Here is a 15,236-nt window from a genome sequence, read left to right on the forward strand (position 1 = left end):
CCGAAAAGGGCAACCAGAAGCGGGAGACAGCGGAAACGCACGGAGCACCCCGGACTAATACACTTATTATAGACCCGATCGCAAGTCGATTGAGACATTGCAGTACTGAATCATTGGGCGAATCGTTCAGACCCCGGTTTGCGGCCCTTCAATGTGTAACTGACTAAATCTCTCCATGATTTCAGTGGTTCACACCCGTATACTGCGCGAATGCGGGACTTCTCCCCCGAACCGCCTCTCGAAGCTGAGGGCCCCAGCATCGAAGACCGGCCGAAGGCCTCCACCGGCCTGCCCGCCGCCGTCAATTCGCTCGTCGTATCGCTGCGCCAGCTTGGCGCCGGCCGCACGTATGACACGTGGCGGATGGTCAACAAAGTCGACGGCTTCGACTGCCCCGGCTGCGCCTGGGCCGATCCCGACGGAAAGCCCCACGCAATTGAATTCTGCGAGAACGGAGCCAAAGCCTTCGCCGACGACGCATCGACTCGTCTCTGCGGACCCGAAATATTCTCCCGACACACGGTAGCGGAGCTCGCCCGCCACAGCGACCTCTGGCTCAATGCCCAGGGACGTATCGCGGAGCCCATGTTCCTCCCCCCGTCGGAAGACCATTACCGTCCGATCTCGTGGCCCGAAGCCTTCCGCATCATCGCCGACGAACTACGAGCCTGCTCCACTCCCGCCGAAGCAGTCTTCTACACCAGCGGAAAAGCGATTAACGAGTCCGCATTCCTTTTCCAACTGCTCGCCCGACAGTTCGGCACGAACAATCTGCCGGACTGCTCCAACATGTGTCACGAATCGTCAGGCTTCGCGCTGAAAGAGGCACTGGGAGCAGGCAAAGCCACGGTGACCCTTGAAGATCTCGAGGGCGCGGACGTGATCATCATCCTCGGCCAGAATCCGGGGACCAATCATCCGCGCATGTTGGCTTCGCTTGAAACAGCCAAGAAGCGCGGCGCACGCATTGTTGCGGTCAACCCACTGAAAGAAGTTGGCTTGACCCGTTTCATCCACCCGCAGGATCCGATGGCCATTCTGACGAATGGCACGGCGCTCGCCGATCTCTATCTGCAAGTGCGGATCAACGGCGACGTCGCTCTTCTCCAGGGACTCGCCAAGTGCCTTTTGGCGAGCGATGCCCTCGACCGCGAGTTCCTCGGCCAGCACACCATTGGATTTGCCGAATATCGCCGCCACATCGAGGCCGCAGATTGGGATGTAATCGTCCGCGAATCCGGCATCGAGCGCCCGCAGATCGAGCAAGCCGCGCAGATGCTGGCCACGAGTCGAGGCACCGTTGCGTGCTGGGCAATGGGCCTGACGCAGCACGAAAACGCCGTCGACAATATCCGCGAACTGACAAACCTGTTGCTCATCGGAGGTCACATCGGACGTCCCAACGCGGGCCTGTTCTGCGTGCGGGGACACTCCAACGTTCAGGGCGACCGCACGATGGGAATCGCCGAAGAGATGCCCGAAGCCTTCTATGCCGCGCTGGAGAAGGAATTTGCCATCACCTCTCCACGCAAGCCCGGCTACAACACGGTCGAAGCAATCGAAGCCATGGTCGCGGGAAGCGTGCGAGTATTCCTCAGCCTCGGTGGCAATTTCCTCTCTGCCACGCCGGACACTCACGCGGTCGCCGAGGGCCTGCGAAAAACGCGATTGACTGTCTCGATCGCCACCCGCCTCAATCGCGCTCATCTCGTGACGGGCGATGCAGCGCTGATCTTGCCTTGCTTATCCCGCACCGAACTGGATCAGGTGGGCTCGGTCGAAAACACTGTCTCGTGGATCTCATCCACGCGCGGAATCTTTCCGCCGATCTCGCCCGCGTTGCGCAGTGAAGTTGCCATCGTGGCGGGAATCGCCGACGCACTCTTCAACACCACATGGACCAGCGATTACGCCACCGACTACGCTCGCCTGCGCGACCGAATTTCCCGCATCGTCCCCGGTTTCGAAAATTTCAACGACCGCCTCGGACAGGGCGGCTTCTACGCACCCGTCCCCGCCAAGCAACGTGAGTTTCGCACCGCCAGTGGAAAGGCGGAGTTTGCAGTCTGCCAGATCCAGCCTCTGCCCGTTGAGCCCGGTCAACTGGTGCTGACCAGCATCCGGACGCACGATCAATTCAATACCACCATCTACGGCAATAACGATCGCTATCGCGGCATCCACGACGGACGGCGAGTCATATTTCTGCATCCAGAAGACATGCGAGAGCGCGGCCTGGTCGCTCGACAACTGGTGGATATCACGAGCCACTACCGGGAAGAAAAAAGAACCATTCAATCCGTCAGAGCAATTCCGTACGATCTTCCGCGTGGAAACGCGGCCATGTATTTTCCGGAATCCAATCCGCTCGTCCCTTTAGGACAGCGTGCCCGAGGCAGCATGACGCCTGCCTCGAAGTCCGTCATCATCAGCATCGTGGCCAGTCGCTCAAACACACCGTAGAGACGCGGATTGGCAGCGCCAGTTCCTGGTCTCGCGAGGGAACCGCTACGCTTGCGTCTCCACACGCAATCCATCCCTTGCTACTCTCAGCGGCAAAATGTGTCCACCCGCCCGCGCGACCGCGTTCGACACCGCTTCCTTCGCGCCTTCTTCTACCATCATCAGGACGCATCCGCCTCCGCCCGCCCCGCAAACCTTGGCGGCGCGCCCGCCATGCTTTCGCGCTACCGCGATCAGCTTGTCGATTAACGGAGTCGTAATACCCGGAGCATTAGTACGGCGCGACTTCCATTCCTCGCGGAGAAGCCGTGCGACATCTTCCCAGTCATGCCGCAACAGTGCCTGGTGCATCTCGCGGGCGATCTCGCCAATTTTTTCCAAATTGCGGAACACGTGTTTATCGCCGTTGATGTGAGCTTTGAATACTTCCCAGTTATTGATTCCAGATTTTCGCGGCGCGCCCGTGTAGACCAGCACGAAACGCAGTTCGATCTCTTCCGGAGCAACCGGAACGGCTGCTCGGCGCACCCCATCGGCGTCGAGATGAATGGCACTGACGCCGCCATACAGCGCCGGATAATAATCCTGGCATCCGGTGGGCACGCTGATCACTTGCGCTTCCACGTTCTGCGCAATTACGCGCATCGTTTCCAGATCCAGATCGCGTCCTGTAAACCGGGCTAGTGCCGCGGTCGTCGCGATCATGAGTGCCGACGATCCCGAAATTCCTGCGCCCGCAGGAGACTGAGAATTCGTTTCCACTCGTAGCCCGCGCTCCGGCGCAAAGTACCGCACCAGATAGGCCGCCAGCACATGCTGATGTTTTTTTGCGGCCACCAGCGCGTCGAGATCAGCGAACGTTTCCTCGCGGCTCGTATCCACCGAGCACAGTTCAATACGCTGTCCTTTGAGCGGCGTCACCCGGCAAGTGGTCAGTATCTCAACCGCGAAGTTCAACGTCATCGCCCCAGGATGAAACAGGTAGAGCGGCCAAAGATCGATCGTGCCTCCCGCCAGGTCGGCGCGGCACGGAGCATGAGCGGTAATTGTTGGTTGCAGGACTCCCGAGGTCTTTCCAGCCATGCCAAGTTTGTATCACGGCTGCCCGGTTGAATTCAGTGAAATGGCGCACCAGTCGGCGGATCGGAGTGTTGCAAACGCTAAATTCCGGTTGGGGTGCTGCCTAGGGATGGACTTTCTTTGATGAATGGAGCGGGCCACTGGCATCGTCCAGTCTCTCCAGGTGGTGCCCGGCACAGCGCTCTCTCTGCTTGGCCCGCGTTCTGAACAGACAACAGTTTACATGATCCGCCGACGTGAAGCTCTGGTTGTGAATCGCAGCTGGAATCTTTGGTAAGGGCTGGGAAATTGGCCGCCGACCTTCCTTACCTCGTCGGACGCAACGACTTTTTCCATAACCAGCGGAGCCTTCCACCGATTACTTACGTAACGGTCAGCTGTACTAGCAGCACCTAAGGCTTCGCTCCTCCATCCTCCTAGAATAGGGAGGTAACGGAACGAGCCCGCCACCCCGCTCGCGGCCGTGAAGCACCAAGGACAGGCCTTTTGTCACCCAAGCTGCCCATCCCAACCCGCGTGCCGCTGCTCTACGTCATCCTTGGCGTGTTGCTGGCGCTCAGTGTCGTCCCCATGTATTTCTATTCGGCGCAGATTGAAACCATGAATCGCGACCGGCTGAAAACCAACGAGATGCTGTTGCAGAACACTGTTACGCGATCGTTGGCCGACGACATTTCTCAACATCAGGAAACGCTGCGCATGATGTTGTCGAACCTCGCCTCATCGATCCAGGTGACGACCGGCAACGATATCGGAGCGCAAAATATCGCGGCCCCGGAACTGCGAGCACTGTTGGAGCATTTCGTTTCGTCCTCGAATGACATTGCGTACGCCACCGTCCTGAACCTCGACGCCAAAGGCATTTCCGCCGGACGCATCGAGCCGGACGCATTTCTACAACGCGAACTCGAGCGTGCCTACGCCGCCGCTCATGAAAAACGAAGCTATAGCGGACAGCCGCTGGTGGTGGGCGGCGGAAAATCCGCGCGGACCGTTCTCCTGGTCAGCACGCCTATCGTGTACGGCGACCGCTTCCTGGGAATGATCGGATGTGTCGTCGATCTGCAATACCTGATCCGCCGCTTGCAGGAAGTGAACCGCGCCGGGCTCATCCCCTACGTGGTCGATAGCCAGGGACGCCTGGTCGCCGCCGCCTCTGCCGAGTTTGCCACCGGGCAGGACATGACCACCTTCGACATCGTCCGCAGTTTTGTCGACGATGGCGGCAAGGCTCAACTCGCGGCCACACGCGAATTTACCGTGCGCAGCGGCAAGAACAATACCGAAATGCTGGGAACCTACAGCCCTGTTTCCGCACTGGACTGGGCGGTCGTGGTCCAAAAGCCGCGCGCGGAAGCGTATAGCAGCATCTATGAAATGCAGCGCATCGGCCGTCTGCTCGCGCTGCTGGCAGTTTTCCTGAGCATCGGCCTGAGCATTTTTTCCGCGCGCCGCATCACGCATCCGCTGCAAGTGCTGGCGGAATCCAGCCGCGCGATTGCCAAGGGAGACTTCACCCAGCGCGTTCACATCAAAACGCGAACCGAAATCGGTGAACTGGCGTCTACCTTCAACACCATGTCGGAGGAACTGGAGCAGTTCGTTGAAGACCTGCGTCGCGCCGCCGACGAAAACAAAGCCCTCTTCATGGGCTCGATTCAAATGCTCGCTGGTGCAGTCGACGAAAAAGATCCTTACACCCGCGGCCACTCCGACCGCGTCACGAAATACTCGCTCATGATCGCTACCGAAATGGGGTTGGATCCCGGCTTCCTTGAGATCCTCCGCATCTCAGCGCAATTGCACGACGTCGGCAAGATCGGCATTGAAGACCGGATTCTGAAAAAGCCCGGCGCACTGACGCCCGAAGAATTCGAGATCATGAAGACGCACACCACCAAGGGTGCGAACCTTCTCCGTCCGGTCACGCAGCTGCGCGAAATGTTGCCCGGCATCGAACTCCATCACGAGGCACTCAACGGACGCGGCTATCCCTACGGGCTTTCCGGAGACGACATTCCTCTACTGCCCCGCGTGATCGCCGTCGCCGACACCTTCGATGCGCTCACCACCAACCGCCCTTATCAGCAGGCACACGATCCGTACGAAGCCATACGGATCATCGAGAATCTTTCCGGCAAGCGCCTCGACCCGACTGCCGTCACCGCTCTGTTGGCAATCTTCCTTCGCGGAGACATCAAAATTCCCAAACAAGGGACTCCCGCCGGAGCGACTCCTTCTATACCCGGTCCAATCACTCCACTCGATCCAACTATCGTCGATACGCGCAGATCGTAGAAACGCTGCGAGCTACGAGCTTTGAGCTAAGCGCGAGCCGCTCGCCACGGTTCGAAGACTCAACCGCTATTGGAGTTCGCCGTCTGCGTCTGTCCCAGACGAACGACCGCCACGCTCTCACAACCTCCGCCCGCCTGCTCGCAGCTCGTAGCCCCAAGCTCGCCGCCCTATATAATCACCTCACGGATACCTCATGATTCAGACGCTGTTCGGCAGTCTCGACGAAGTCCAGAAGCCAAGTTTCCTTGATCGTATGAAGGAAGCGGTGACGCGCACCCGCGAGAACCTGGCGGAGCGCATCGAGGACGTCGTCGCCATTGGCAAGGAGATTGACCGCTCCACTCTCGACGATCTGGAAGCGACCCTGATCAGCGCCGACCTCGGCAGCACGACCACCCACGAAGTCCTGCAGAAGCTGCGCGATAAAGCCGATCGTAAGCAGATCAAAGATGTAACCGAACTGAAGCGACTGCTCAAAGAGGAATTGCTGGCGATCCTGACCTCGTCAACCGCCGCCCGTCCGCTCACGAAAGTGGACGGCACCCCCGAAGTCATTCTCGTCGTGGGCGTGAACGGCACTGGCAAGACGACTACGATCGGCAAGCTGTCGCAAGTTTTTCGCTCGCAAGGTAAGACCGTCCTGCTCTGTGCGGCTGACACTTTCCGCGCCGCCGCCATCGAGCAACTGGAAATCTGGGGACAGCGCACCGGCACGGAAGTGATCAAAACGAAAGCCGGCGGCGATCCATCCGCCGTCCTGTTCGACGCCCTGCAGGCCGCTGCTGCACGAAAGACCGACTACGTGATCGTCGACACTGCCGGCCGGTTGCACAACAAGCAGAACCTGATGATGGAACTGGAAAAGATGAAGCGCACCGCCGAGCGCATCATCCCCGGCGCGCCCCATGAGACATTGCTCGTGATGGACGCGACTACTGGACAGAACGGATTGCAGCAGGCACGCCAGTTCACGCAGTCCGCCGGCGTCACCGGAATCGTGCTCACAAAACTCGATGGCACTGCCAAAGGTGGTGTCGTGGTCGCCATCTCGCGCGAGTTAGGACTACCGGTGCGCTTCGTCGGCGTCGGCGAAAAAGCTGGCGACTTGCTGCCCTTCGACGCCAAGGAATTTGTGGATTCGTTGTTTGCATAGGACCACGGGCACGAAAGACGACGGGAGACCCTAGCCACCCTTGAGCGACGAACTCTATCAAATGCGCCGGGCGCTCGAACTGGCCGGCCACGGTGTTGGACTCGTCTCTCCGAATCCAGCCGTCGGCGCGATCGTCGTGAACTCTGCCGGAAAAAAAGTGGGCGAAGGCACGCATACCTATGACGGCATGAAGCACGCCGAAATACTCGCCCTGGCGCAGGCCGGCAATCGCGCCCGCGGCGGCACTCTCTACATCAATCTCGAACCCTGCTCCCATCAGGGACGCACGCCGCCCTGCGCCGACGCCGTCATCGCCGCCGGAATCAGCCGCGTTGTCTGCGCCATGAAAGATCCGAATCCACAAGTGAGCGGTAACGGCTTCTCAAAATTGCGAGCCGCTGGAATTCAGGTCGACGTCGGTCTGTTCGAGGCCGAAGCCAAGAAATTGAACGAGAGCTTCGCGAAGTATGTCCGCACTGCGCTCCCGTTCGTCACGCTGAAGTCAGCGATGACTCTCGATGGCAAAATCGCGGCCGCCGCCAAACCCGGCATCGAGCGCGGTTCCACGACTCCACCCTTGGAAGGTGCGCGCACCGGCCATCATTGGATCACCGGAGAATCGGCGCGAGCCCATGTCCAGTTGCTCCGGCACGCGCACGACGCGATTCTCGTTGGCGTAGGCACCGTAATCGCCGACGACCCTCTCTTGACCGACCGTAGCGGCCTTCCCCGCCGCCGACCCCTGCTTCGCGTGATCCTCGATTCCTTCCTGCGCTTGCCCAACACCTCGCGCATCGTAAAGACCGCGCAGCAGGACGTTCTCGTCCTCTACTCCACTGCCGACGAAAATCGTAAGCGCGAACTGGAAGGACTGGGTATCCGCGTGGAGCAGGTCGCCGCGGACGATGCCGACGGCCGTCCGAACATGGCCGACGTGATTCGCCATCTCGGCCAGCAGACCATTACCAGCCTCTTGATCGAGGGCGGCGCGCTCGTAAACTGGGCGGCTCTCTCCTCTGGCGTCGTCGACAAGATATTTCTTTACTACGCTCCAATGATTCTCGCAGGCACGGGGTCGGTTCCCTTTGCTGGAGGCGAAGGCTACAAGCACGTCAGCGAAGCCGCCCGCGTTAAGAGTCTCGACATTCACCGCTTCGGCGACGACTTCGCCGTCGAGGGCTATTTGCGGGATCCCTACCAGGAATAGACGTCGCATCAGCTAGCCTCCCAGGTGCAAATTCGTGCCTATTGACAATCGCGCTGGCCGGGTCCAAAATCCTCGCCCGTTGCGGGTTTCGGCTTCGAGAAGGCCTCCAGACCATTTGTTTTGTTTCGGAAGCCACGGAACTCTCCGGCATTGTTCAACGTATTGCTCATTCAGCAAGTAACGTTTTCTAAAAAAGGAATCCGATCAAATGTCCCCTGTTCCCTTCTCAGTCCGTCTGTTCGCCGCACTGGCTGCGTTCGCGCTGGTGGCAGCACAGCCGGCAGCCCTGCATGCTTCCACCTGGAATCAGCTCTCTCCGGCGGCATCTCCCCCCGCTCGCTTTTACCCGGCCATGGCATACGACCCCGTAAGCAAGAAAGTCGTCCTGTTCGGAGGTTTTAGCGACAACGGCAACCTCAATGACACATGGACCTACGACGGCAACAACTGGACCCAGGTCGCAACCCCCGTCGCGCCGCCCGTCAGGAATGGCGCAGGCATGGCGTATGACCGTCCGAGCGGCAAGCTGGTGATGTTCGGTGGCTTCGACACCAACCGATTCCTACACGACACGTGGGTCTGGGACGGAGCCTCTTCAACTTGGACGCAAGTCGAGATGCAGCGCATGCCCGCGCACGCCACCGGAGCCTCGTTGTTTACCGACCCGATCTCCGGCGACGCGATGATGTTTGGCGGATACAACTCCAACCGGCGCGTCCCCGCCTTCAATATCACGTGGCGCTGGACGGGGACCTCATGGAAACAGCTTCACCCCCACACGGTTCCTATCCCAAGAGGTTGGGGAACTGCAACCCCCGATCTACTGCGGCATAACGTCGTCCTCACCGGAGGCAACGGCGATACCATTCGCACCGACAACACCTGGATCTGGGACGGGACCGACTGGACATGGGTAACCCCCGCCACTCAGGTTCCCCGATTCATCGGAGCCGGGGGCGTATTCGATCCCGCGGTACATGCGGTTGTTCTGTTCGGAGGATTGGGTGAAACCTGGTCGTGGAGTGGAAGCGACTGGGCTCAAATGATCCCGACTGTCTCCCCGTCCCCGCGCGAGGGAGTGGGAATGGCGTATGACCGCGACGCACATCAGGTCGTCCTCTTCGGCGGGTTGACCGAGGATGGAGTCTTAATGAACGAAACCTGGCGGCTCGTCGGACACTAGCAATGAATTGCTCTATCGGCCGAATGTTCTGTCACTTGCCGGACGCGCAAGTGACGGACTTCGGTCGATGGCAAAGTGAAGCGGACTCGTATCGCACCCGCAATAGCCGGGAAAACCCGAACCATTTATCCTGTAGACACGCGGTTTACGGGAAGGTATTCATGTTCACCGGCATCATCGAGGAAGTCGGCACCATCTCAAAGATCACTCAGCACGGCGAGAATCGTCGCATCACCATTCAGGCGGAGCAAGCTCCCAAAGAGTTGAAGCCCGGCGAGAGCATCGCCGTCAGCGGCGTCTGCCTGACCTCACTCGATATCAAGGCAAATTCATTCTGCGCTGACCTTGCACCCGAAACCTGGGAACGGACCTCGTTCTCGCGCATTCATGAAGGGGCGCGGGTGAACCTGGAACTTTCCATGAAGGCCAACGGCCGCTTTGGCGGACACATCGTGCAGGGCCACGTCGACGGCGTCGGCCGCCTGATCGAACTCGAACGGATCGCCGACTCCGACAACTGGTGGCTCCACATTGAAATGCCGCCCGACATCGAGAAATACACGGTCTTCAAGGGATCGATTTCGATTGAAGGAATCAGCCTGACGGTCGCGAAGCTGGAAAATAACCGCTGCACCATCGCAATCATTCCGCACACAGTGGAGATGACGAACCTCGGCTCCCTCAAACGAGGCGATCCCGTCAACCTGGAAGCCGACCTGATCGCCAAGTATGTCGAGAAAATGATGAAACGCGAACCAGAGAGTACTTTGTCAATCGAGGACTTGGTACAGCAAGGGTTTTAGAAATCAGTGATTAGTGATTGGTGATGAGTGATTCGTCGCTAGTGATCGAGTTCGCTTTTCCTAACCACCAATCACTAATCACTAACCACTGTTCTTAAGCTTCTAGCGTCAACTCGTCCAGATCCAGAAACTCCTGCACAATCGGCTCCTCGGATTTCTCCATCTCTTTGTAGGGTCCGAAGAAAATCACGCGCGCCTCGTGCAGGAACACGATGCGATCCGCCAATTTCTTGGCCAGACGCATGTCATGAGTCACGACCACGGATGTGAGATGAAGCTGCAATTTCAGCCGCGCAATCAGGTCGCCCAGCAACTGCGCCATCAGCGGATCCACCATCGTGGTCGGCTCGTCGTACAAAACGCACTCGGGCTGCGCGGACAATGCACGCGCAATCGCCACCGACCGCTTCATTCCGGTAGAGAGATCCGAAGGAAGCAAGTCGCGCATCTCCTTCACGCCGACCATCTCCAGTAGTCCATCCACCACCTGCAGAATCTGTTCTTCGGACAGTTCTCGCCGCTCGCGCAATGGAAAAGCCACATTTTCGCCAACGCTCAGCGAATCAAACAGCGCTCCATTTTGAAATACCATCGTCACTTTCTTGCGGATCAGTTCCAGCTGCGGTTCGGCATAGTCGGTGATATCTTCCCCCGCAACGATGACGCGCCCAGAATCCGGCTTCAGGAACCCCATGATGTTGTGCAGAGAAACAGATTTCCCGACACCGCTTCGCCCCAGGATGCAGACCATCTCTCCCGGCAGGACATCGAAGCTCACATTGTCCAGAATGACGCGGTCCCCAAAGGCCTTGGAGACGTTCTGAAACTCGATGTAGGGTTTAGTGGTTCCGTTAGCCATCGCCAACAGCATGGCATGAGAGGCGACTCGGGCTCAACCGTTTGTTGAAGAAATTTATCCGTAAAGACGCGGCTTGCCGCGTCTCCGACATCTCCACCGCCACTGCTGGCGGAGACGGGGGCCCCGTATTTACGGATTGGACTGTGCGGCCCGCAAATCGTCTTGTGTATTGATATTCAGGAAGATTCGCTCCGAAAATCCGCCCTGCAGCAACTCTTCTTCGTGGATCACGCGGACGGAGACACTTGGAAACACGGCATCAATCTTGTACTTCCCTGCTCGCAGGGCCACTTCCGCCGCCGCACCAAATTCACGCCGATACAGCGCGCACAAAGGCTGGAATCCCTTGCGCGTCCGGGGTACCACCACTAGCGAATCCGATGCCATCGCCGTCGTCCGCAAAAATGCAAGAAATTCGCGAGAGACAAATGGCATGTCCACCGCCGTCACCATATTTATCTCGGCAGAAGTCTGCGCCAGTGCAGCGTGAATCCCGCCCAGCGGTCCGCAATCTTCATAAACATCGGTGACCACCGCCCCATAGCTTGCAAACTTTGCGGGATCCCCTACGATCGATACCGTGTCGCAAACCTCGCGCATCGTTTCGATCGCCCGTTCGAGCAAACTGCGTCCCTGAAATTCCAGGAACGCCTTGTCGACACCCAGACGCGAGCTTTTCCCTCCCGCCAAAATGAAGCCCGCAATCGAAGGCGCGTTTTCAGAGGATCGTGCAGATGGCATCGGCGTCTAGACTGGCGTTGACAGCAAAGAAGGGTCGGCCAACTGAGAGGGACTCATCAATGCCGCCGCCCCAGCGACTCCGGATTCTTCTCCATAGCGAGCGAGCAGAAGAGGAATCTGATCGGGCCAAGGATTCACGCAGGCCCCCTTCCACCGCCCGCGCAATTCGTCAAGATAGTCCGCCAGCATCGACGCGACTCCGCCACCCATGACGATCGCGTCCGGCTCCAGCAGATCAATGATATTGCCCAGCCAGTAAGCGAGAACGTCCAGCGTTTCTTCAATGACCGCTTTCGCCACCGGATCGCCTTCCGCGGACGCCTGTCCCACCATGTAACTATTTACCTTGTGGAGATCGCCGCCAGCGAGTTCCAGCAGCTTGCCGGACGACACGCCCGACAGTTTCGTTCGAGCGCGGCGCGCAATCGCTGGACCAGAGGCCAGTGCCTCGATGCAGCCTTTCTTACCACACCCGCAGCGCGGACCGTTGAGATCGATCCCCATGTGACCGCCTTCACCAGCTGTGCCGGTCCGGCCATGATAGATGGCTCCATCAAAAACCACGCCGGTGCCGATCCCCGTCCCAATGCAAAAATAAAAAACGTTGCGGTAACCGCGCCCCGCGCCCCATTTGAACTCCGCCAGCGCTGCCGCATTTGCGTCGTTTTCGACCAGCACTGGAACCTGAAACAAATTCCGGATGTTCTCCGCCAGCGGAAAATTACGCCAGCAGGGCAAATTGGGAGGACTGATGATGACTCCCGTATGCGGATCGAGCGGGCCGGGAGAACAGATGCCGATCCCGCGAATCTTCTGATGGGGACCTTTCTGTGCCAGCACAGTCTGAATCGCACTCTCGACTGCAGCCAAGCCTTCCGCCGCAGCGCCCCGCGCCACCATCGGGGACCGGCTCGAAGCCGTAAGCTCGCCCTCAAGATCGACTAGTCCTGCCGCGATCTTGGTTCCCCCAATATCAATGCCAATAACGCAATCTTCGTTCATTACCTACCTTCGACAAGCGGAAATCTTCTTAAGCCTTGCCGTAGCGCTCGCTATTTGTCTTGGAACCGCTCACGGCAAAGAACCAAATGTAGAGATAGCAGATCGTGGCCAGCAGGAGCGCGTAATGAATGCCGTGCCCCCAACTTGTCTTGCCCTCTGTCATCGCCGGGTAGTATGCCCGGTTGATCATGTCGGCAACCTTACCGGTGATCCACGGGATAATCGCGCCACCCACGATTGCCATATTCAAAATGCCGGACCCGTCTCCGGTAAGCGGCCCCAGTTCGGCGATGCTCATCGTGAAAATACAAGGGAACATGATCGAGTTAAACAGTCCAACCGCCAGGATCGACCACATGGCAACGTGACCATTGGTGAAAACGGAAATGGTGACCAGCAACGCCGCCATGATGGCCGCCAGCGCCAGCAATTTCCCAGGTTTGATTTTCTGCAACAGCGCCGACCCTATAAATCTTCCGACCATCGCGCCCAGCCAATAAATCGAGACATACTTGGTCGCCTCTGCCAATGCGGCACGGTAACGGGCAGCAGGTTCCGCGATGTCAGCGACGAATCCACCGATACTCGGCAAGGCCAGATAGTTCGGGATTGAACTTCCAATCGCCACTTCGCCCCCGACATAGACAAAGATCCCAATTGCCCCGTAGACCAGGTTGGGATGTTTCCAGACACTGTCATTTACCTTCTCGCCTAGCCGGTGCTCGGCCGATTGAATCTGCGGGAGTTTCGAAAGCCCGATCCCAACCGCCAAAATGAATAGTGCCAACGCGAAAAAATATACGTATAACTTGAGGATCGCATCTGCTTGCTGCGACGTGCTTTGTGCGATGGCTGAAGTCGTAGTTCCCAAAATGACACGTGCCCCGACCCAGGGAAACACCGCCGTCCCCAGCGAGTTAAATGCCTGCGTCAAATTCAGGCGACTCGAGGCTGTCTTGGCCCTGCCCAGTACCGCCACATACGGATTCGCCGCCACTTGCAGAATCGTGATTCCGGTCGCCAACACGATTAGCGCGCCCAGAAAGAACGGGAATGATGGAATCTTGGCCGCGGGATAAAACCCGATACACGCCGCCACCATCGTCATCAATCCCACCACAATGGCCTTCTTGTATCCAATCCAGTCGACAATCTTCGAGGCCGGAATTGAGAACACGAAGTACGCCGCAAAAAAGGCAGTCTGAATCAGCATGCTCTCCGCGAGGTTCAGCGTGAACGCATGCTGCGCGTAAGGAATCAGCACATCATTCAACGATGTCAGCGATCCCCACATGAAGAACAGTGTGGTGACAATGGCGAGCGCGCTGCCGTAACTCTGATTGGAATCCGATGAAGTAGGGGCCGTGGAACTTACACTGACATTGGCCATCTGGGGTTTTTCTCCGATTCTGCTTGCGCAACGAGTCTACCGCAAGTTTTCCCGGAACATACAGTTGATTCGGCGAGAAAAGACAATGAAGGGACGTTTCCCGCCTCTGAAGAAAATCGGTTTTCTAGGCCTCATGGCGCACTCCGGGACCGGCACGCAACGAATGACCTTCGACTCGTTCTATTTCTTCGAGTACACCCGGACATAGTCGACCAGCATATTTTGCGGGAAAACTGTGGTGTTATCGGGACTACCCGGCCAATCGCCACCGACGGCTACGTTGAGCAGCAAGAAGAATGGATGATCGAAAACCCATGTCGTTCCCGACGGAAGATCTGCCGGCGTACGTGTCTCGTACAAATTACTGTCCACGTAAAAGCGCACCACCGAAGGCTCCCATTCCACCGCAAAGAGGTGATAGCCGTCCGCGAACTTGCCTGATGGCAGAGTAAACATCCCCGACAAACCATTGGCGCCCGAGTAGCCCGGACCATGCATGCTGCCATGTGCCTTGTCCGGTTCCTTGCCGATGTTCTCCATGATGTCAATTTCGCCACAGTCCGGCCATCCGGCTGTGCCGACATTGTTGCCTAGCATCCAGAATGCCGGCCACATTCCCTGCCCCTGCGGAATCTGGATGCGCGCCTCAAAACGTCCATATTTCTGATCAAACAAGCCCGCCGTCTTCAGCCGCGCCGAAGTGTATTGCCGGGTGATTCCATCACTCCCGGTGTAAGTCTCCTTCGCCGCAATGATCATCAGGTTGCCATCCTGGACATGCGCGTTCTGCGTTCGATTGGTGTACGTCTCCAATTCGTTATTTCCCCAGCCGGCGCCACCCGTCTCCATGACCCATTTTGATGAATCCGGCAACGAACCATTGGTCGAAGTGAATTCATCACTCCACGTCAACTGATACGACGGAGGCGGTGGAGGTGGAGTCACCTTGGTCTGTGAAGAACCACAACTCGTAGCAATCACCGAAAAGAATGCAGTCAATCCAATCATCCCTTTAGAAATTCGAATCACAGCAAACCTCCTATTTAGCGCGGCTGCC

Annotated in this window: 12 protein-coding genes; 6 read left to right on the top strand and 6 right to left on the bottom strand. The window is 58.2% G+C overall.

Features of this window, described 5'->3' with window-relative positions:
• Positions 1–210 precede the first annotated feature (210 nt).
• Positions 211–2,463: an FdhF/YdeP family oxidoreductase gene (locus tag HY010_01330; protein MBI3474344.1), complete on the top strand. Its 2,253-nt coding sequence runs from the start codon at positions 211–213 to the stop codon at positions 2,461–2,463.
• Positions 2,464–2,508: 45 nt separating this feature from the next.
• Here the strand turns inward: HY010_01330 and HY010_01335 are convergent, their stop codons facing one another.
• Positions 2,509–3,546, bottom strand: coding sequence for a GHMP kinase (locus HY010_01335; GenBank protein ID MBI3474345.1), 1,038 nt, complete (start codon positions 3,544–3,546; stop codon positions 2,509–2,511).
• A 483-nt stretch (positions 3,547–4,029) separates the two neighbouring features.
• On the opposite strand from HY010_01335, the gene HY010_01340 reads away from it, so the two are divergent.
• The 5 genes from HY010_01340 (at position 4,030) to HY010_01360 (ending at position 10,187) form a co-directional block, all read left to right on the top strand.
• Entirely contained in the window at positions 4,030–5,841 is a 1,812-nt protein-coding gene (locus HY010_01340; protein MBI3474346.1) for a HAMP domain-containing protein, read from the top strand.
• A gap of 193 nt (positions 5,842–6,034) precedes the next feature.
• On the top strand, positions 6,035–6,994 hold the full coding sequence (ftsY, locus tag HY010_01345) for a signal recognition particle-docking protein FtsY (protein ID MBI3474347.1): 960 nt from the start codon (positions 6,035–6,037) through the stop codon (positions 6,992–6,994).
• A 61-nt stretch (positions 6,995–7,055) separates the two neighbouring features.
• A complete protein-coding gene (gene ribD / locus HY010_01350) occupies positions 7,056–8,201 on the top strand; it encodes a bifunctional diaminohydroxyphosphoribosylaminopyrimidine deaminase/5-amino-6-(5-phosphoribosylamino)uracil reductase RibD (GenBank protein ID MBI3474348.1) in 1,146 nt (381 codons plus the stop codon).
• Positions 8,202–8,409: 208 nt separating this feature from the next.
• A complete protein-coding gene (locus HY010_01355; GenBank protein ID MBI3474349.1) occupies positions 8,410–9,384 on the top strand; it encodes a hypothetical protein in 975 nt (324 codons plus the stop codon).
• Positions 9,385–9,545: 161 nt separating this feature from the next.
• A complete protein-coding gene (locus HY010_01360) occupies positions 9,546–10,187 on the top strand; it encodes a riboflavin synthase (protein MBI3474350.1) in 642 nt (213 codons plus the stop codon).
• Between the two features lie 94 nt (positions 10,188–10,281).
• Here the strand turns inward: HY010_01360 and HY010_01365 are convergent, their stop codons facing one another.
• The 5 genes from HY010_01365 to HY010_01385 all read right to left on the bottom strand — a co-directional run bounded on the left by HY010_01365 (position 10,282) and on the right by HY010_01385 (position 15,187).
• Entirely contained in the window at positions 10,282–11,058 is a 777-nt protein-coding gene (locus HY010_01365) for an ATP-binding cassette domain-containing protein (GenBank protein MBI3474351.1), read from the bottom strand.
• A 117-nt stretch (positions 11,059–11,175) separates the two neighbouring features.
• Positions 11,176–11,787 carry a molybdenum cofactor guanylyltransferase gene (locus HY010_01370; GenBank protein MBI3474352.1) on the bottom strand — a complete coding sequence of 204 codons (612 nt, stop codon included), beginning with the start codon at positions 11,785–11,787 and terminating at the stop codon, positions 11,176–11,178.
• A gap of 6 nt (positions 11,788–11,793) precedes the next feature.
• On the bottom strand, positions 11,794–12,789 hold the full coding sequence (locus HY010_01375; GenBank protein ID MBI3474353.1) for an ROK family protein: 996 nt from the start codon (positions 12,787–12,789) through the stop codon (positions 11,794–11,796).
• A gap of 28 nt (positions 12,790–12,817) precedes the next feature.
• On the bottom strand, positions 12,818–14,179 hold the full coding sequence (locus HY010_01380; protein ID MBI3474354.1) for a sugar MFS transporter: 1,362 nt from the start codon (positions 14,177–14,179) through the stop codon (positions 12,818–12,820).
• A gap of 180 nt (positions 14,180–14,359) precedes the next feature.
• Complete coding sequence (locus HY010_01385) at positions 14,360–15,187, bottom strand: glycoside hydrolase family 16 protein (protein MBI3474355.1); 828 nt, start codon at positions 15,185–15,187, stop codon at positions 14,360–14,362.
• Between the last annotated feature and the right edge of the window lie 49 nt (positions 15,188–15,236).

The organism is Acidobacteriota bacterium (assembly GCA_016196065.1).
GTDB lineage: Bacteria > Acidobacteriota > Terriglobia > Terriglobales > Acidobacteriaceae > Acidiflorens.